General features: G+C 54.3%; 17 protein-coding genes. 11 read left to right on the top strand and 6 right to left on the bottom strand.

What is annotated here, in order from left to right; translation table 11 throughout:
- Positions 1-6 precede the first annotated feature (6 nt).
- The 6 genes from KKH3_RS18100 to envZ all read left to right on the top strand — a co-directional run bounded on the left by KKH3_RS18100 (position 7) and on the right by envZ (position 6,486).
- The gene (locus KKH3_RS18100; RefSeq protein ID WP_039362891.1) at positions 7-1,164 is read left to right on the top strand and encodes an NAD/NADP-dependent octopine/nopaline dehydrogenase family protein; all 1,158 of its coding nucleotides are present in this window, start codon (positions 7-9) and stop codon (positions 1,162-1,164) included.
- A gap of 36 nt (positions 1,165-1,200) precedes the next feature.
- Positions 1,201-2,451, top strand: a complete 1,251-nt coding sequence (locus tag KKH3_RS18095; RefSeq protein ID WP_039362888.1) for an MFS transporter — start codon at positions 1,201-1,203, stop codon at positions 2,449-2,451.
- The gene (locus tag KKH3_RS18090) at positions 2,444-3,604 is read left to right on the top strand and encodes an ABC transporter substrate-binding protein (protein WP_039362885.1); all 1,161 of its coding nucleotides are present in this window, start codon (positions 2,444-2,446) and stop codon (positions 3,602-3,604) included. Before KKH3_RS18095 ends, KKH3_RS18090 begins: the two co-directional genes overlap by 8 nt.
- Before the next feature lie 63 nt (positions 3,605-3,667).
- On the top strand, positions 3,668-4,078 hold the full coding sequence (locus KKH3_RS18085; RefSeq protein ID WP_039362882.1) for a ParB N-terminal domain-containing protein: 411 nt from the start codon (positions 3,668-3,670) through the stop codon (positions 4,076-4,078).
- Positions 4,079-4,408: 330 nt separating this feature from the next.
- Positions 4,409-5,128 (top strand): osmolarity response regulator transcription factor OmpR, encoded by a 720-nt coding sequence (ompR, locus tag KKH3_RS18080; RefSeq protein WP_005969424.1) that lies wholly within the window; start codon positions 4,409-4,411, stop codon positions 5,126-5,128.
- On the top strand, positions 5,125-6,486 hold the full coding sequence (envZ, locus tag KKH3_RS18075) for a two-component system sensor histidine kinase EnvZ (RefSeq protein WP_039362880.1): 1,362 nt from the start codon (positions 5,125-5,127) through the stop codon (positions 6,484-6,486). The genes ompR and envZ overlap by 4 nt, the downstream gene beginning before the upstream one ends.
- Before the next feature lie 280 nt (positions 6,487-6,766).
- On the opposite strand, the gene pckA is transcribed toward envZ, so the two are convergent.
- The 5 genes from pckA to KKH3_RS18050 all read right to left on the bottom strand — a co-directional run bounded on the left by pckA (position 6,767) and on the right by KKH3_RS18050 (position 13,000).
- The gene (gene pckA, locus KKH3_RS18070) at positions 6,767-8,386 is read right to left on the bottom strand and encodes a phosphoenolpyruvate carboxykinase (ATP) (protein WP_039362877.1); all 1,620 of its coding nucleotides are present in this window, start codon (positions 8,384-8,386) and stop codon (positions 6,767-6,769) included.
- Between the two features lie 197 nt (positions 8,387-8,583).
- Positions 8,584-9,453 (bottom strand): Hsp33 family molecular chaperone HslO, encoded by an 870-nt coding sequence (hslO, locus tag KKH3_RS18065; RefSeq protein WP_039362875.1) that lies wholly within the window; start codon positions 9,451-9,453, stop codon positions 8,584-8,586.
- Between the two features lie 70 nt (positions 9,454-9,523).
- Positions 9,524-9,934 carry a ribosome-associated heat shock protein Hsp15 gene (hslR, locus tag KKH3_RS18060; RefSeq protein WP_039362872.1) on the bottom strand — a complete coding sequence of 137 codons (411 nt, stop codon included), beginning with the start codon at positions 9,932-9,934 and terminating at the stop codon, positions 9,524-9,526.
- 117 nt (positions 9,935-10,051) lie between these two features.
- Positions 10,052-10,738, bottom strand: coding sequence for a GMP/IMP nucleotidase (gene yrfG / locus KKH3_RS18055; protein ID WP_039362870.1), 687 nt, complete (start codon positions 10,736-10,738; stop codon positions 10,052-10,054).
- Between the two features lie 114 nt (positions 10,739-10,852).
- Positions 10,853-13,000, bottom strand: a complete 2,148-nt coding sequence (locus KKH3_RS18050) for an intracellular growth attenuator family protein (protein WP_039362868.1) — start codon at positions 12,998-13,000, stop codon at positions 10,853-10,855.
- Positions 13,001-13,436: 436 nt separating this feature from the next.
- Between KKH3_RS18050 and nudE the strand changes: the two genes are divergently transcribed.
- On the top strand, positions 13,437-13,994 hold the full coding sequence (gene nudE, locus KKH3_RS18045; protein ID WP_039362866.1) for an ADP compounds hydrolase NudE: 558 nt from the start codon (positions 13,437-13,439) through the stop codon (positions 13,992-13,994).
- Positions 13,995-14,102: 108 nt separating this feature from the next.
- On the opposite strand, the gene mrcA is transcribed toward nudE, so the two are convergent.
- On the bottom strand, positions 14,103-16,658 hold the full coding sequence (mrcA, locus tag KKH3_RS18040; RefSeq protein WP_039362864.1) for a peptidoglycan glycosyltransferase/peptidoglycan DD-transpeptidase MrcA: 2,556 nt from the start codon (positions 16,656-16,658) through the stop codon (positions 14,103-14,105).
- Between the two features lie 111 nt (positions 16,659-16,769).
- Between mrcA and pilM the strand changes: the two genes are divergently transcribed.
- The 4 genes from pilM to KKH3_RS18020 are packed head-to-tail and all read left to right on the top strand — an operon-like array spanning position 16,770 to position 19,147.
- On the top strand, positions 16,770-17,633 hold the full coding sequence (pilM, locus tag KKH3_RS18035; RefSeq protein ID WP_039362862.1) for a type IV pilus biogenesis protein PilM: 864 nt from the start codon (positions 16,770-16,772) through the stop codon (positions 17,631-17,633).
- Positions 17,624-18,193, top strand: a complete 570-nt coding sequence (locus tag KKH3_RS18030) for a PilN domain-containing protein (protein WP_039362859.1) — start codon at positions 17,624-17,626, stop codon at positions 18,191-18,193. Before pilM ends, KKH3_RS18030 begins: the two co-directional genes overlap by 10 nt.
- Positions 18,186-18,773, top strand: coding sequence for a hypothetical protein (locus KKH3_RS18025; RefSeq protein ID WP_039362858.1), 588 nt, complete (start codon positions 18,186-18,188; stop codon positions 18,771-18,773). Before KKH3_RS18030 ends, KKH3_RS18025 begins: the two co-directional genes overlap by 8 nt.
- A complete protein-coding gene (locus KKH3_RS18020; RefSeq protein WP_039362856.1) occupies positions 18,770-19,147 on the top strand; it encodes a DNA utilization family protein in 378 nt (125 codons plus the stop codon). The genes KKH3_RS18025 and KKH3_RS18020 overlap by 4 nt, the downstream gene beginning before the upstream one ends.
- Positions 19,148-19,154 lie beyond the last annotated feature (7 nt).

Raw genomic sequence — 19,154 nt, 5'->3', positions numbered from 1 at the left:
TCAAGGATGACCGAAACGCTGAGCGGGCAACCGCTTAACGTGGTGATTTGCGGGGCCGGCAAGACCGGCCATCTCGCCACAGTGCTGTTTAAACAACTGCCGGACGTCAAAGTGACGTTACTGGGTAGCCATCCTCGTTTGCCGGAAGCCTATCAGCAGCACGGTAAACGGCTACACGCGCTGCTGCCGGATGGCGAGACGCTGATTGCCACGCCGGACTGTGTGACCTGCGACCCGGCGGAAGCCTGCCGCGATGCGGATGTCGTGATTATTACCGTTCCTGCCAATTTCCGCGCCGATCTTCTGGCGCGGATCGCCCCCCATCTGCCCGCCGACAAGCCGGTTTACGTTGGCGCGATCCCCGGTTTTTGCGGTTTTGACTGGCTGGCCGAACGTGAGCTGGCTGCTCGTCCAAATGCGGTGATTTGGGGAATGAAGGACGTCGCGCACATCGCGTTTGATTTGCTGCTGGGTCAGTCGATCAAAATGGGCGGCGAAAAGGCCACGCTGTATGTTGCCACGCATCGGCGCGAAACGGCTGAGAGCCAGCAGGCGCTGATGGTGCTGCTGCAACGGCTCTATTCCGCGCCAGTGGTGCTATTGCCGGATTATCTGGAGATCACGCTGACGCCGGGTAACCCGATTATGCACAGTGCGGTGATTTATGGCCTGATTGGCCCCTACGGTCAATGGCATGCCAGACCGTTATCGCAGCCGCTTTGCTGGTGGAATGATTGCCCGGAGCTTGGTGCCTATTATCTGGAGCGCATGGACGAAGAGAACCAGCGGCTGTGTGCGGCGTTGGAAACGCGGCTTGGCGTGCGGCTGGATTCTGTGCTGCCGCTCAAGCAGGAAATTATCGATGCTTATGGCGATCAGATTGCCGATGCCCACACGATGCTCTCCGTGCTGCGCACCAATCAGGCTTACCACGGCATCGGTTTGCCGCTGCGAAAGTATGATGCTGGCGGGTACGTGTTTGATACGCAGCATCGGGTGTTTCAGGAGGATATCGCCTACGGCCTAAGCCTGCTGGTGACGATTGCGGAGAATCTGGCGGTTAGCGTGCCATACATTGAGGAAGTCTACCGGTGGTGCAGCGATTACATGGGCGCGTCCACGCAGGAGCGTCCCGACTATTTTCCGTCACAGTGGCTGAAATGAGGCGGGTGATGTCGTGAAAGCAGAAGGAGCTGGCGCATGCGCTTGAGTGGGCAGGTCGCGTTCATCATCCACTTTATGTTTGTCGTACAGCTGGTGGCGATGGGGGCGATGGAGATGAGCGGGCCGTTTTGGCCGCTGCATCTGGAAAGTATGTCATCCGGTGCGGAACTGAGTATCGCGGGGATTGCCGTCTACGTCGGGCCGATGCTGGGCATTATGCTGACCAGCGCCTTCTGGGGACGGATGGGCGACCGGCTGGGCAACAAAGCCATGATGATCCGTGCGCTGTTCGGGCTGGCGTTAACCCAGCTCGGGCTGGCATGGGCAAATGATATCTGGACGATAGTCGCGCTACGTTTTATTCAGGGAGCCTGTGCGGGCTATATCGCACCTGCGCAGGCTTACGGTGTTGCGGTGGTTAGCCCGTTACAGCGCACGCGGCTGTTCGCCTGGCTTCAGGTCTCCACTAACGTGGGATCGCTGCTGGGCGCGATTGTCGGCGGGTTGATTCTCGATTACCTGAACTTCTTCTGGATCAACCTGAGTGCGGCGATCCTGTGCGCGCTGTGCGGCATTACCGTGGCGCTATTTCTGCCGCATGTTGCCCCCGAGGCTCCTGCTGCTCCGCCTGCGGACGCGCAGGCGAAAGACATTCCCCGCACACGGCTTTGGGCGCTGTCGCCGATTCCCGGTTTGCTGCTGATTTCCGGCCTGTTGCTGACCAGCCGCATGATCCCGCAAACGCCGTTTTCCCTCTATATGGATGGCTTCTTTCAGGTGGATAAGTGGATTATCGGGCTGTGTTATGGCTTGCAGGCGACGGGCGTGATTGTTTCTGCGTCGCTGTGGGCGCGCTATTTTGAAAACCTTTCGCTGTCGCAGACGCTGAGCCGTCTGTGTGGGGTGATGCTGGCCTGCGCCATCGTGACGTTGACGGCGGCTACGATCCTGAATATTGCGATTTTCATCCCGCTTTATTTCCTGTGGGGCGTGCTGCTGGGGGCGACGACGCCTGTTCTGATGGCGTTGATTTCCCGTGCGGCTGGGGCTGGGCAGCAGGGTTACATACTCGGTGTGGCGCAAAGCGTCAGCCAGTTTGCCTCAATTCTGGGCATTTCTTTGGGCGGATTGGTGCTCTACTCCCCCGGACTACGTTCGCTGTTCTTCTGCGTTGGTGCCGCTTATCTGGTGACCTTTCTGGTCTCTCTGATGCTGCTACGACGCCTGCGGAGACAGGCGGAAAAACATGACTCTCTCTCGACGAAGGGAAATATCGAAAATGTGTAATCGTTGGACGCGGCAACATTGCCGTTGGTTATTGCTGAGTGCGCTGTTGATGGTCGGCCTGTCGCCGCTGGCTGGTCAGGCCGAACAAACTGCGCAAACCTCAACCGTCATCAAGGACGTGTTGGGGCGCGAAGTGAGAGTCAACACGCCGGTGCAGCGCGTTATGCTGGGAGAGGGGCGTCAGCTTTATCTGGTCGCGATGCTCGACAGGGAAGATCCGGCGAAAAGGATTGTCGCCTGGCGGCGCGATCTGATTCAGTCCGATCCAGCAACGTGGCACCAGTATCGCGATCGTTTTCCTCAACTGACGAAAATCCCGACGTTTGACGGCACGGAAAAGGGCACGTTTGACGTGGAACAGGCGGTGTCGCTGAAGCCGGACGTTATCATTATGAACATTGAGGCGCAGCGGGCGATTGTCGATGCGGGCTACGATCGGATATTGGACAGCGTCGGCATTCCGATTGTGTATGTCGATTTTCGCTATCACCCGTTGGAAAACACCGCGCCGACCATGCGCCTGTTCGGCAAGCTGTTTAATCAGGAAGCGCGTGCCGAAGCGTTTCTCGCCTTTCGCGAGGCGCAGTTAAAACGCGTTTCCGACGTGCTGGCGGCGAAAAAACCGCACTCACCACGCATTTTTATTGAGCGATTGGGCGGCTACACCGATGAATGCTGCCTGACCTTCGGCCGGGATAATTTCGGTAAGTTTGTGCAACTGGCCGGTGGCGATAACGTCGCGGCGAAAAGTGCGCCGAACACGTTCATGCAGATGCACCCTGAACAGGTGATTGTGGAAAACCCGGAAATTGTGGTGATCACCAGCGGCAACTTTGAGGCCTTTGTGCCCGGTGGACGCTGGATTGGTCTGGGGCCGGGGCAGGATATGACGGAAGGACGCAAGCGTCTCGAATGGTTTCTGGGGCGACCTGCCTATACCAACACCATCGCAAAACAGAAACGGGCGTTCCACGCCATCTGGCATCAGTTTTACAACGGCCCCTATGATTTCATCGCGATTCAGCAACTGGCTGAGTGGTTTCACCCTGACCTGTTCCGCGATCTCAATGCGGATGACACCTTCCGCCAGCTTCATCAGCAATTTTTACCGGTTGACTACCAGCCGGGCTATTTCGTCAGTCTTGCGCCGTAAATGAAAAGCGGCCCCGGTGTTATGTCGGGGCTGCCGCGCGATCATTACGTCAGGAGGTGGATAATGTTTGAAGGTATGACCTACCAGATTGCTCTTACGCCCGTGCAGTTCCTGCTTCCCTCTGAAAATGTCGATATGTCGAACGTGGAATGTCTGATGGAGGATATTTGCCGCTGCGGATGTTGGACGACGCCTGTACCGATAGAGAAACAAACCGGAATTATTATGGATGGCAATCATCGACTGCGTGCGGCCACCGAATTGGGATTAAAGCATATTCCCTGTGCGCTGCTCGATTACGAAGATCCCCGCGTGTCTGTTTACCATTGGAAGACCGGGCAGCCTTTTTGCAAGAATTTGATTATGCAGACGATTGTGACAGAAAAGAGTCTGTTTCCTTACAAAACGACGCGTCACCTTTTTCAGCCCGCGCTGCCGTCAGTGAGCGTGGTGCTGGATGAACTTATGCGTTAACCGCTTCACGCTATCGCCCAGTCTTAGGGCGATAGCACCTTCCCGCCTTGCCTTTTCCTGTTTTTGCCGCCAGCCCGTCTTTTTATTAGCGACGACGTTACTATAATCATCGTGGGCGATAGTCTTCGTAAACTGCGGTCTTCGCTCGCTGCAAACTTCGTAACTCGCCGATTATTTTATGACTGACGGCAAAGGAAATGATTGATTACACGAATTTTAATATGCTTTGTAACAATTTTGCCTAGAATGTATACCAGAAACGACTGTCAGTAATTCGTATGTTTCTGAACAATAGCAGCGTCGGCGCTATTACGCCTTTGGAGAAAGAGAATGCAAGAGAACTATAAAATTCTGGTTGTAGATGACGACATGCGTTTGCGGGCGCTGTTAGAGCGTTATCTGACCGAGCAGGGTTTTCAGGTACGTAGCGTAGCCAATGCTGAACAGATGGACCGTTTACTGACCCGTGAATCCTTTCACCTCATGGTGCTGGATCTGATGCTGCCGGGCGAGGATGGGCTGTCCATCTGCCGTCGCTTGCGTAGCCAGAGCAACCCAATGCCGATCATCATGGTGACGGCGAAAGGGGAAGAAGTGGATCGTATCGTCGGACTGGAAATTGGTGCGGACGACTATATTCCTAAACCTTTCAACCCGCGTGAACTGCTGGCTCGCATCCGTGCGGTGCTGCGTCGTCAGGCGAATGAACTGCCAGGCGCGCCGTCGCAGGAAGAAGCCATTATCGCGTTTGGCAAATTCAAGCTGAATCTGGGCACGCGCGAAATGTTCCGCGATGATGAACCAATGCCGTTAACCAGCGGCGAGTTTGCGGTGCTTAAGGCGCTGGTGAGCCACCCGCGTGAGCCGCTGTCTCGCGATAAGCTGATGAATCTGGCACGTGGTCGCGAATACAGCGCGATGGAGCGTTCCATCGACGTACAAATTTCCCGCCTGCGCCGCATGGTGGAAGAGGATCCGGCGCACCCGCGCTATATCCAAACCGTGTGGGGGCTTGGCTACGTGTTTGTTCCGGACGGCAGTAAGGCATGATGCAATGGCGCTTTTCTCCGCGCAGCTCATTTGCACGGACGTTGCTACTGATTGTCACGTTATTGTTTGTCAGTTTGGTCACCACCTATCTGGTGGTGCTCAACTTCGCTATTCTGCCGAGTTTGCAGCAGTTTAATAAGGTGCTGGCATACGAAGTAAGAATGCTGATGACGGACAGTCTGCAACTGGAAGATGGCACCACGCTTGAGGTGCCGCCAGCGTTCCGGCGTGAGATTTACCGCGAATTGGGTATATCGCTGTACACCAATGCGGCGGCGGAAGAAAGCGGCCTGCGTTGGGCACAGCACTACAAGTTTTTGAGTGACCAGATGGCGCAACAGCTGGGTGGCCCGACGGATGTGCGGGTTGAGGTCAGCAAGAATACGCCGGTGGTGTGGCTGAAAACCTGGCTGTCACCGGATATCTGGGTGCGCGTTCCCCTCACTGAAATTCATCAGGGCGATTTCTCACCGCTCTTCCGCTATACGCTGGCGATCATGCTGCTGGTGATTGGCGGCGCATGGCTATTTATTCGGGTGCAGAACCGACCTTTGGTTGAGCTGGAGCATGCGGCGTTGCAGGTCGGGAAGGGCATTATTCCGCCGCCGCTGCGTGAATATGGTGCCTCCGAAGTGCGTTCCGTGACGCGAGCCTTTAACCAGATGGCCTCCGGTGTGAAGCTGCTGGCCGATGATCGCACGCTGTTAATGGCAGGCGTCAGCCACGATCTGCGTACGCCGCTGACGCGAATTCGTCTGGCGACGGAAATGATGGGCAAGGAAGATGACTATCTGGCGGAGTCGATCAATAAGGACATTGAAGAGTGTAATGCGATTATTGAACAGTTCCTCGACTACCTGCGCACCGGTCAGGAAATGCAGACGGAAGTGGCTGACCTGAACGCCATTATGGGCGAAGTGGTGGCCTCGGAAAGCGGTTATGAACGCCAGATCGACAGCGAGTTTGCTGCCGGCGAGCTGCTGGTGCGTATCAGTTCGCTTTCGATCAAACGTGCGGCGTTGAATCTGGTCGTGAATGCCGCGCGTTACGGGAACGGCTGGATAAAAGTCAGTACCGGACGAGAGCTACAGCGCGTCTGGTTTCAGGTAGAAGATGACGGAGAAGGCATCGCGCCCGATCAGTTGAAGCACCTGTTCCAACCGTTCGTTCGCGGCGACAGCGCGCGAACCACCAGCGGTACAGGTCTGGGGCTGGCGATTGTGCAGCGTATTATCGATGCGCATAATGGCGTGCTGGATGTCGGCAGCAGCGAACGCGGTGGGCTCTGCGTCCGTGCGTATCTGCCGCTGCTCTCGGACGTCGCAGTAGCGGATACGGGGGCTGCGAAAGAGTCATAAGTATGTTGGGCAGTACTGGCAAGCTATTCAGATATGAATAAAAGAAAGGCGCGGAGTCCGCGCCTTTCTTCGATTACGACAAAAACCGTCGAGCGGTAGTAACGGATAGATCGTAAAGACGCTGTGAATACGTCCATGTACGCTCGGCTTGCGCCATCCCTGGCGCAAACGCTTTACTCTTCTATTCCGTTACTCCCGTTTTCATTCGGCAAATAGGTTGTCAACGATCTGAAGGCGCGGAATCCGCGCCTTTTTCGTTATAGGCTTTTCTGCAAGCCGTTTACCGTTTTGGTCCGGCTTTCACCAGCGCCGCACCGGCTGGTGCATCGGTGTATTTATCGAAGTTGGTGATAAAGCGCTGTGCCAGATCGTCCGCTTTTTCCTGCCACTGTTCGACGCTCGCGTAGGTATCGCGCGGGTCGAGAATGTCAGGATTGACGCCGGGCAGCGAGGTTGGGATAGCCAAATCGAAGACAGGCAGCGTCTGCATTTCTGCATCATCAATACTGCCGTTCAGAATGGCGTCAATAATCCCGCGCGTATCCTTAATAGAGATACGTTTGCCGCTGCCGTTCCAGCCGGTGTTCACCAGATAGGCCTGTGCGCCAGCCGCCTTCATGCGCTTCACCAGCACTTCAGCATACTGCGTTGGGTGCAGCATCAGGAATGCCGCGCCGAAGCAGGCAGAGAAGGTCGGTGTGGGTTCCGTCACGCCGCGCTCGGTTCCTGCGAGTTTGGCGGTAAAGCCGGACAGGAAGTGATACTGCGTCTGATCGGACGTCAGGCGGGAAACCGGTGGCAACACGCCGAACGCGTCCGCTGTCAGGAAGATCACTTTGGTCGCATGACCCGCTTTAGAGACCGGTTTAACGATATTCTGAATGTGGTAGATCGGGTAAGAAACGCGGGTGTTCTCAGTTTTGGAACCGTCGTTAAAGTCCACGTTGCCGTCAGCCAGCACGGTGACGTTCTCCAGCAGCGCATCGCGTTTGATGGCGCCAAAGATATCCGGTTCGGCTTCCTTAGACAGCTTGATGGTTTTGGCATAGCAGCCGCCTTCAAAGTTGAAGACGCCATCGTCGTCCCAGCCGTGCTCGTCATCGCCAATCAACTGGCGTTTCGGATCGGTGGACAGCGTCGTTTTACCCGTACCGGACAGGCCGAAGAAGACGGCAACATCGCCTTTTTCACCGACGTTTGCTGAGCAGTGCATCGAGGCGATGCCTTTCAGCGGCAGCAGGTAGTTCATGATGGAGAACATCCCTTTCTTCATTTCGCCGCCGTACCAGGTGCCGCCAATCAGCTGGATACGCTCTGTCAGGTTGAACGCGACAAAGTTCTCGGAGTTCAGCCCCTGCTCCTGCCAGTTCGGGTTGGTGCATTTTGCGCCGTTCATCACGATGAAATCCGGCTCAAAGCCTTCCAGCTCTTCATCGCTCGGGCGGATAAACATGTTTTTGACGAAATGCGCCTGCCAGGCCACTTCCGTCACGAAACGTACGCTGAGGCGGCTGTCAGGGTTGGCACCGCAGAAAGCATCGATGATGAACAACCGCTTGCCGGACAACTGCGTAGTGACGAGCTGTTTCAGGTGCGTCCAGGTTTCCTGGCTCAACGGGTGGTTATCGTTCTTACCTTTACCCTGATCGGACCACCACACGGTGTCGCGCGTAACGTCGTCGCGCACGATGTATTTGTCTTTCGGGGAACGGCCGGTAAAGATGCCGGTATCGACGGCTACTGCACCCAGTTGGGTTTCGATGCCGCGTTCATAGCCTTGTAGGGTAGGGGAGCGTTCTTCTTCAAAAAGCAGTTCATAGCTGGGATTGTAGACAATATCGCGGACATCGTGGATTCCATAAGCCGTCAGGGCTTGCGGGGTAATACCGTTGATCTGCATGTTGCTACTCCTCAAGTTATAGTCGTACTACTAAACATTGTAGGGAGTGAGCTTATTTTAACCGCGATAGCAATCATAAAATTAAATAAATTCATTAATAACTTTGCTTATTTAGGCTGTTTGAAAAATAATCACGGCAGTTTACTGATGGGAAAATAAGCAAAATAAAACGGGTACTTTCGTACCCGTTAAAACAATTAATGCAACAGATTTCCTGATGAATCGTGCCGTATAGCGCGGATGTCCAGCGAATTAAACAAGTAGTGCGTACCGCAATAATCACAGTGCATATCGATTTCACCGTCCTGCTCGATCATCTCATTCACGTCCTGATCGGACAGCGTCATTAATGCATCTGCGCAACGATCGCGCGAACAATGACAGCGAAACTCGACATCCTGCGGTTCGTACACGGTAACCTCTTCCTGATGGTAAAGGCGATACAGCACCTCGGTGGCGGGCAGGGTAAACAGCTCGTCAGCTTTGACTGTCGTAGTGAGCTGGGCCAAATGATCAAAATCATTACGATCGGCATCCTGTGCGGGCAATACCTGAAGCAGCATGCCTGCGGCGGCCTGCTTGCCCTCGTGCTGTCCCGTACGGATAAACAGCCGTGTCGGCAACTGCTCGGACTGCTGGAAATAGCTCTCCAGACATTCAGCAACGGTTTCACCTTCTAAACCCACGACGCCTTGATAACGCTCACCCTCAGTCGGCGTAATAGTTATGACCAGATAGCCATTGCCAACCATCTCTTTCAGCGAACTCTCCGGTGCGATATCCCCTTGCAGACGGGCAACACCGCGCATCTGCTGCTGGTGATTACCGTTAATCACCGCCAGTTTCAGGGGGCCATCGCCCTGAAGCTGAACGGTAATATCGCCGCTGAATTTCAGCGTGGCTGTCAGCAGGCTGGTGGCAACCAGCATTTCGCCTAACAGCGTTTGTACCGCAGCCGGGTAGTCGTGGTTGGTCAAAATACGTTGATATGTTTCGTTAACTGTCACCAACTCGCCACGAACGGCATAATTTTCAAACAGATAACGGTATAGTTGGTCGTGAGCCATAATATTTTCTCGTAGTGGTGCGACGATGAATGGTGCGGCGATCGCGGGGTCTTCTCTGAAGGGCGGAGTGCTATTCCTGATCGCTGTATTTAAATTTAATCAGATCGCGTCGCTCTTTTTTATCAGGGCGGCGATCGGGGTGTGGCATCGTCAGCGCATTCATTTTCCGCGCCTGCGCCAGCTTTTCTCGTTTCTCAATACTTGTAGCCGTTTCCTGATACAGCGCCTGTGCCTCTGTTGCGCTTCTACGCTGGCCGCTGATAGCCAAAATGACTACGGTGCGTTCATCATTGCCCTGACGCAGTTTGATCTCGGCATTCAGTTCGACCTGTTTGCTTGGCTTGCCGCGTTGTCCGTTATAGTGCACCTTGCCGCCGTCGATCATCTCACGAGCCATCGCCCGGGTTTTATAGAAACGGGCAGCCCAAAGCCATTTGTCCAGACGAACGGCGTCATCGGCCTGCTCGGTAGCTTTCACCATAAATCCCCCTGATTACCCTAATGACGATCGTTTAAGAATCGAGATACTGGGGTCGACCACGCGCGAGGCGTCCCTGCGGGGACCTCATCGCCGTGTTTTCCCCCTCAGGCCACTGCACTATCCGGCGTTAACGGAGTCACGCAGGGCTGGTAGCAGCGCAAGGTAGTCGTTCATTGACGGATGTTGCAGGAATGCCTTTTCCTGCTGGCCGGAGTCGGGATTACGTACGCCCAGACAGTAATGGATGCCGAACGTTTTCGCGGCATCCAGAATCGGTTCGCTGTCATCCACGAATAACGTTCTGGCGGGGTCGAAGCCGGTCTGCTGCTGTACGGCCTGCCACAAGCGCTGATTCTCTTTCGGATACCCATAAGTATGGGTGGAAAGTAATAAATCAAGGTGCTGATCCAGCCCCGTATGTTCGATTTTTACCGCCAGACTGTGTGGGTGAGCGTTGGTCAGCAGAATCGTCTCTTTGCCGCATTCGCGCAGCGCCGCTAAGAACGGCGTCGTGTCATCACGCAATCGGGCTCGCGTGCCGATATCCGTCGTCATTTGATAGATATCCAGGTCGAGACGTTCTGACCAGTAATCGAAACAGTACCAGTTTAGCGTGTGCTGAACGGCCCGGTACTCCTGTTCGATAAGCTGGTGCGCCTGTTCAAGGCTGATGCGACGTTTTTCACTGAGCGACTGCGGCACCAATTGAAGCCAGAAATAGCTGTCAAACGCCAGATCGAGCAGCGTGCCATCCATATCCAGTATTACGGTGTCGATGTCGTGCCAGTTAACGTGGGGATTCATAACGACTCCAGATGTCGCGCCGCGCTATGGGAATCATGCAGCAGACGCGCAATGCAATAGTGACGGGGAACTATTCCGCTAGGTTAGCATAACCGCAGGGCGGGCACGATGCCGCTAGCGGGGGAGCAGTGGGCGATTATCCGGGAACGAATTCGTCATCATATTAAATCGTGAGGCGTAATAGCGCTGAATATCGGCCACTCGCTTCTGGCTTTTACGCATCTTAACGCCCGTCAGAACCGCATTAACGATAAACGTCGCGGAAAAGAGCAGTAGCAGCAGGCAAGTGCCGAGATAGCGCCAGACGGTAATGACGTCGGGTTCGCTGTGCAGGCTGATGTGCTGGGTTCCGTTAGCATCGATATTAAGCTGCGTGATGACGCCCGTGGCATTAAACGGCGTATGCAACAGCATCGCGGAAAGCCGCTGGAGTTCCTGCCACTGATCCGATGGACGATATTCATTCAGCGGCATCGGCGGGAGCGGATGGTTAACGAATTGTCGGCCTTCGTCACTGCGAATCAGGAACCCTCCCGGTGGTGGGCTGTTCAGTGAGTCTGCCGCGTTATTGATTTCCTGATAGAAGAATTGATCGGTAGAACTGTTGACCAATGACTCCAGCGTCTCTGCGCTGACGGCGGGCAGCACCACATTCATGCCTTTCAGCGTGCCGGAATTGGCGTCTTTTACCAGCGTACTCCAGTTCTTGACGTCGCTCAGGTTCACCAACGCATTTTTCAGGCGAGAGCAATCGTTTTCCTGCCGACACAAATCTTGTGTTCTCAGGACAACTTCAGCGAAGTTTTTCATCAGAATCAACCCGGATTTCTGGATCGTAGACGCTAATTGAGAGTTAACCTGACCTTCTTTGTCCGCTTGCGGATGGAGTTGACTGTTGACGGATTTTAGCAAGGCAGAGGCTTTTTCAATCGTCTCGGATTCCGGTAATGGCAGTGGCTCGGCTTTATTCCAGTAAATAGCGGAACAGTCGAAAGGGCTGAACGCATAGGGCGACGGTGCGGAGACGGGGTGAATGCCTGCTGGCACATAGCACATGCCGTTGCCCTGAACAGCCAGTGTGTCGCCAATGCGGAGCGGAGCGGTTTCCAGATCGCTGACCTGTGTGACCTCAATACGCTGTGCACCCTGAAGCCAGGCCAGGCTGAGCTTAAGCGGCAGTTCAAGCGGCACGTTAGTGACGAGCAAAATCAGGCTGAGTAGCGAACCAACGGCCAGCAGCAGATTCTTGCTCCAGCGCTGTAGCGGAAAATGTTTTACTTCATCATGCAGAGAAAGGTGCTCTCCCTGACGGATGACTTGTCGGTTGAGATAGATATCGACATCTGTTTTTCGCCCGAGATCCTGCGTGATATAGGGCTGCCAATGCGGTGGGTAAATCAGATCGATATTCCCGAGCGAGATATTGCCGAGCGGCCCCTGATTGGATTCGCCAAACAGACCCAATCCTTGCGGCGTGCCATGAAGGCAATGCACATCGCGCAGTTCCTGAGTGGACGGCGATCGGAAAAGCTGCCACAGGCTCCAGCCTGCTAATAATGATGCGGTACCGATCAGCCAGGGGAGCAGGGCGATAGGGCTATTCAGGCTAATGAACAAAAGTAGAAAAGACACGCAGAGCACGGCCGTTTCCTTTAAGCCCCCAGAGTGGTGTATGGCGTGTTCTTCACGTGTTTCCTTGCGGATGGTGACCAACTCGGCATGCTCACTGTCTTCCTGACGGATGGAGGCATTCGGAACCGGGACTTCACTCGGCAGCGGGGCGAGTGGACGATCGTCGAGACACTCGGTTAGCGAGTGTCCATTCAAAGAAATGACCAGCGGGATCGAGCGCGTCTTAATCAGTTCGACGGTGTTATTTTCGGTAATAAACGGTTCCCAACTGGGAGGCAGATGGATTTCTTGTGTATCAATATAGTAGCGCCACTTATTCTGAGCATCAGTGCTCAGGCCGTAGCGCGTAATCGTATGGGTGATGGGGTAAACCCGATTACTTTGCAGGGAACGCGGCAGTTTGGGCTGCGCATTGGGGGTATCAAGCGGTGTGGTTTGCTGACTGTTTTCCTGAGCCAGATAACGCTCAATGGCGATGCGTTCATCTTCAGTTAACCGTCGGGGAAGCGATTGCGAAACGGGTAACGGCGGAGTGGATAAGAAACGGTGTCGCATACGGTAGGCCACAAGACCTCCGACAACGAGCAGACAGGCAAGCAATATCGCCAATAGGGTAAATATTGTGCTCATGTCATCTCCATTCCAAAACGCAATGCTCCTTGTTCTCGTGGGAGTTTAACAAAATTATACAATCGATGATAACCCGTATGGCATTGTTTTCTTAGATTAATAACGTAATTGTGAGCAGAATTAATCGCATAAGGTGATGATAGTAACAAGCCAAAAACGCCTCTTGAATGAGGATATTCCTATTTTTTTAAAGTTATTGACTTTTGCTGGTGATTTCTTATACCGGATGTATTCTTCATGTTGCCCACACGTAAATTCATCGTCACGATAGTTGCAGCGAAGGTGACTGTTAACGCACAATGTGAACAGAATCAAAAAAGAATATTTACGATCTCTTCTTATTCAACAGCATGTCATGTTCAGGTTGTGATAAACCCAGCCTCTCATGCACGTTGGGCTAAGGTGCCGTTCTGGTCGTAATTCTCTGGGGGCATCAATGAGTCATAACCTGAAAAAACCTAAAATCCTCAAGGTGGAAACCATAGCGCGTTCGCGCTTGTTCAATGTGGAATCCGTCGATCTTGAATTTAGCAACGGGGTTCGTCGGGTTTATGAACGGATGCGTTCGAGCGGCCGACAGGCGGTGATGGTTGTCCCGATCATTGATGATGAACTGCTGTTGATCCGTGAATACGCCGTCGGCATTGAAGAATACGAACTGGGTTTTCCCAAAGGGTTGATTGATCCCGGCGAAACGGTCTTTGAAGCCGCTAACCGCGAACTGATGGAAGAAGTCGGTTTTGGCGCGGAAAAGCTGGAATTGTTGGCGACGTTAACGATGGCACCCTCCTATTTTTCCAGCACGATGAATATCGTGGTGGCACGCGGACTGTATCCGCAGAGCCTGGAAGGCGATGAACCGGAGCCGTTGCCGCAGGTCCGCTGGCCAGTAGATAACATGATGTCGCTGTTGCAAGAGCCTGATTTCCGCGAAGCACGTAACGTCAGTGCGCTGTTTCTATCCCACGACTGGCTGCGTCGGACATCCCGCTAATTTTCATGTCTAGCGTATCAGGGTCATCAAAAAATCAGCGTAAAAAAAGAAGAAGGTGCCACACTGGACACCTTCTTTTTATTTCTGCGTTACGACATTGAACGCCGACTAGAATAGCTCTTCGCTTTGCCCGTTATCCATCAGCGTGGTGCCGACTTCATGCACTTCGTATTCTTTCGGCTGCGTTCCATCAATGAAGTATTCGGAACGGCTGTTTCCGCCACCGCTAGACAGCTTGCCGCTGCTGCGGTCAATTACCACACTGACGATGCCGGGCGGCGGCGTCAGCGGTTGTTCCGGTACGCCATCCAGCGCGGCTTTCATGAAATCATCCCACGCAGGCTGCGCCGATTTCGCCCCGCCTTCATAGCCGGAAATCTGATCTTTGATGACGCCAGATGCGCTGCTGGCACCCAGATCGCGACGGTGATCGTCGAAGCCAATCCACACCGATGTCACCAGATTTGGGCCATAGCCGGAGAACCAGGCGTCTTTGGAACTGTTCGTTGTACCGGTTTTACCGCCGATATCACGACGTTTCAAGTCACGGCCCGCACGCCAGCCCGTACCCATCCAGCCCGGTTCGCCAAAGACGTTGCTGTTCAGCGCGTCTTTAATCAGGAATGCCAGCGGCGTGTTGATCACGTGTGGTGCATAAGGTTGTGCGGCGTTTTGCTGTGCAGCTTCTGGCGTGACAGGCTCCAGCTCGGGCTGCGGCAGACCTACCGGCGGAGCTTCGTTTGACGTGGCAACATCTTCAACGTTAGTGGTCGCTAATACTGGCGAGCGCGGTGTTTCACCGTAGACCAGCGGGAGATTACAGCTATCGCAGACCACTTTAGGCGTAGCGGTAAACACCGTGCCGCCCGCCTCGCTCTCTATCTTACTAATCAGATAAGGGTCGACCAGATAGCCGCCGTTTGCCATGACGGCATAACCACGTACGACTTGTAGCGGCGTAAATGAGGCGGCGCCCAGCGCCAGCGATTCGGTATGGACGATATTCTGCGCCGGGAAACCGAAGCGTTGCAGGTAATCCGCCGCATAGTCCACGCCCATTGCACGCATGGCACGTACCATCACTACGTTTTTGGATTGACCCAGCCCCTGACGCAAGCGGATTGGACCATCATAGGTTGCCGGTGAGTTTTTCGGCCGCCAGTCAGAGCCTGCACCGGCATCCCAACGGGTGATCGGTACGTCGTTCAGAATCGTTGCCAGCGTTAAACCTTTGTCCATCGCCGCGGTGTACAGGAACGGTTTGATGTTGGAACCAATCTGACGCAGTGCCTGAGTCGCACGGTTGAATTTGCTGTGGTTAAAGTCAAAACCGCCAACCAGTGCTTCTATCGCCCCGTTTTTCGGGTTAAGCGAGACGATGGCAGAGTTGACGTCCGGCACCTGTGCCAGCCACCAGTCATTGTTCACTTTACGTACCCAAACCTGCTGGCCTGCCTGTACCACATCCGTGACGCGTTTTGGCGTTGGCCCTTGCTGCGTATCGGAACGGTATGCACGTGCCCAGCGCATGCCCGACATCGGCAGGGCAATGTTGCTGCCGTCAGACATGAGCGCAATCGCGTTGTCCGCCGTGGTGCTGGTGACTATGGCCGGATAGAGCGGGCCGTAGACCGGCAACGCTTTCAGTGCGGCAATCATCTTCGCCTGATCCCAGACACCTTCACCTACTTTCCAGAGCACTTTACTCGGGCCGCGGTAACCGTGGCGCATGTCATAGGCGAGGATGTTATTACGCAACGCATCCTGTGCAGCGGTTTGCAATTTTTTGGTGACCGTCGTGTAGACCTTATAACCGTCGTTATAAGCATCTTCGCCGTAGCGTTTGACCATCTCCTGTCGTGCCATTTCTGCGACATACGGGGCGGAGAACGAAATATCCGGTGCGTGATAATTCGCGACCAGCTTTTCGTTACGTGCCGCATCGTATTGCGACTGCGTGATGTAGTTTTCATCCTTCATACGAGCAAGGACGACGTTGCGACGAGCAACGGCACGGTCGTAGGAATAGAGCGGGTTGAACGTCGATGGCGCCTTCGGCAGACCGGCGATCATTGCCATTTCGCTCAGCGTCAACTGGTCAACAGGCCGGCCAAAGTAAACCTGTGCCGCCGCGCCAACGCCATAGGCGCGATAGCCGAGGTAAATCTTGTTCAGATAGAGCTCAAGGATTTCATCCTTGGTCAGCAACTGCTCAATACGGATAGCGAGAAACACTTCCTTGATCTTACGAATCAGGGTGCGCTCTGGGCTCAGGAAGAAATTCCTGGCGAGCTGTTGCGTAATGGTACTTGCCCCTTGAGAGGCGTGACCCGATGTGAGCGCGATAGAGGCGGCACGGATGATCCCGACGGGGTCGACACCGTGGTGATCATAGAAGCGGCTGTCTTCGGTCGCGATAAAAGCGTGTACCAACTCAGGGGGAACCTGGTCTAGCTTGAGCGGGATACGGCGCTTTTCACCAAACTGAGCGATCAGTTCGCCATCGGCGCTGTAGACCTGCATAGGCGTTTGCAGCCGAACGTCTTTCAGCGCGGCGACATCGGGCAGTTGAGGTTCGATATAACGGTATAAACCATATATCGAGGCAGCTCCCAGCAGAATGCAAGAGACTGCAAGGATGAATAGATACTTTACGAACTTCACCTGGGATTTTCCATTCAGTAGCGTTTGGACAGTTTATAAACAATCGGGCGCTAGTATAAAGGTAAGCCAGCACTGTGGATATGTTTATTGGATAAGGAAATCGGGTTGAACATGGCTTATCACATCTGGCAGGTTGGAGTAGATATACAAAACGGCTTCATGCGCGCGCTGGCGGTTCAACGCCGCCGCGATGGCTGGCAGCTTCGTCACTGGTGGCAATGTCCGCTACCAGACGATACGTTGCGCTCGGGTAGTTTACACCATACTGAGGCGCTTTGTGAGGCCTTACGTACATGGCGTCGTTTACTGCCTGGACACATTTCTCTACGGGTGGGGTTTCCTGCTCAACTGATTTTACAGCAGCATTTACCGCTGCCTGACCAGCGTTTACAGGAGCCGGAGCGCAGCCTCTACATCGAAACGATGGCGGCTCGCAAGCTACCGATCGGCAGCGAATCGCTGGCGATAGACTATCGGGAAGACCCGCAGATGCAGGGTTCGCTGCTGGTAACCGCCGCACGTCGGCAGGAAGTCGATAAATGGCTGGCATGTCTGAATAACGCAGGTCTGCATCCTGATGTGCTTGAGATTTCAACGTGTGCGCTTCGAGCAATGGCGCAGCGAGCTGGGCTTGAAGCTAACCGCCTGTTGTTGCATCGCCTGTTGGATGGCTGGCTGTGGGTCTCTCCGTTGAACCACGCTTTTCACTCAGGCGTGATACACCTTGACGAGCTGAATGACGAGACGGATATCTTATCAGTAGTAAGTACTCGCTATCAGCATGATATCGATGGAATAGCTTATTACTCTAGCGTCTCGCCTGATTTACCTAGCCAGCAGACCGACGTATTACAGACGTGGTCGCCGTTAACGGTGTTTAATCACATGCAGCCTCCTCTGCCAGGTTTCCCTTCGGCTTTTGCGATCGCGGGTGGGTTGGCACTGCGTCCTGAGGATGCCTGGCTATGCTGCTGATTAATCTTTTACCCTGGCGCAAAAACCGGATGCGTCAGCGGGCACGTCGTTGGTTAGGGCTGCTGTGGCTACAGACGGGGTTGATGCTATGCCTTATCGCCGCGAGCTATCTGTTTTGGCAGCACAAACAGCAACGTGCACAGGATGAACTCAATGTAGCGCTGGCTCAGAAACAGCAACTGACGGCGCTGTATCAACAAACGCATCAGGCGCGGGAAACACTACGTCGCTATCAGGCGCAGGAACGCGACGAGGTGATAGTCCGGCATGGTAATCGTCGTAACCTCCACTTGCTAGAACAGCTAGCTGGCATGATGCCCGCGCGTCTGTGGCTGACAGAAATTGTCGACCGCGGTTCGCATCTGCTGCTTTCCGGTTTGGGTGAAAATTATCACGATATCATTACGTTACAGCACGCGTTATTACGCCATGTTTCCGTCGAGCGCGTACAACTGCTGCATACGTCCCGAGAGCGTGGTGTGAATACTGGGCTGCGTTTTTCCTTTCAGGCCAACTGGCGCGATACAGACGTTTCCCAGCGGGAGGAAGGCCATGATTAATAAAACGATCTTGATTGACGTCGTGATGAATCAACCTGGACTGGCGAATAAACCGCTCTGGCAGCAGATAGCCCTTCAACTAGTGTTTGTCGCCGCTGCTGGGCTGCTATCTGGTTGGTTTCTCATCGGTGAGGTACGGCAGACGGTAATTGGCATAGAGGAGCAAACTGTTCAGGCGCGTCTGGATAGACAGGGCGTCCAGCAAAAGCTCGATGCGATGCCTTTACTGTCAGTGCTACGCGAGCAATTAGCGGGGAAAACCACGCAAGACGAACGTTTCCAGCCTGACAAACTGTTGCAGCTTATCGTCGAGCCACTGTCACAGGCAGGGGCTTCGCTTCTATCCTGGCAGCCCGCGCCGCCTCAAGTGGGGGGATCGCATCAGGAGCGTTGGCAATTGGCATTTAGCGCGGATTACACCGGTGTGTTGCAGGTGCTTCGTGCGCTGACGGCGTTACCTTATGTGCTGCGAATAACGCAACTGACCGTAAAGCCTGATGCCGTGCCAACGGAGCCGTCGTCAGAAATACCACGGTTACAGGTTGAGCTATTGCTAATCAGGCCGGAGAGAATGCCATGAGTCATATCTCGATCTGTATCGCATTGATGTTGCTCTTCGTGCCCCATAGCGTGCAGGCAGAAAAGCTCGCAGAACGCCTCGACCCTTTTCAGCCTCTGGATGCTGCACGTTGTCTGACCTCTGCGACATTGCGACCGTGCCAGCTAAAAGGCGTGATTGGCTCTGGCGATCGCTGGGTTGGTTGGCTGGCACAGCCGGAGGTCGGTTGGATCAGGCTGACAAGTGGCGAAACGATTCCCCCAGGATACTGGCTAGTCAGCCAATTGGATAAATCAGGAGCCAAGCTTATCCCAACAGCGCGTGAGGCTGGCTGTGATGGCCTGCCGGATAGCCTGCTGCTGGTTTCTCCGTTTATCAATAAGACAGAGGAATAGGCGAAGT

This window comes from Pectobacterium actinidiae, from assembly GCF_000803315.1.
Lineage (GTDB): Bacteria > Pseudomonadota > Gammaproteobacteria > Enterobacterales > Enterobacteriaceae > Pectobacterium > Pectobacterium actinidiae.
The sequence above is the reverse complement of the archived record's forward strand: the minus strand, read 5'-3'. Positions and strand labels throughout refer to the sequence as shown.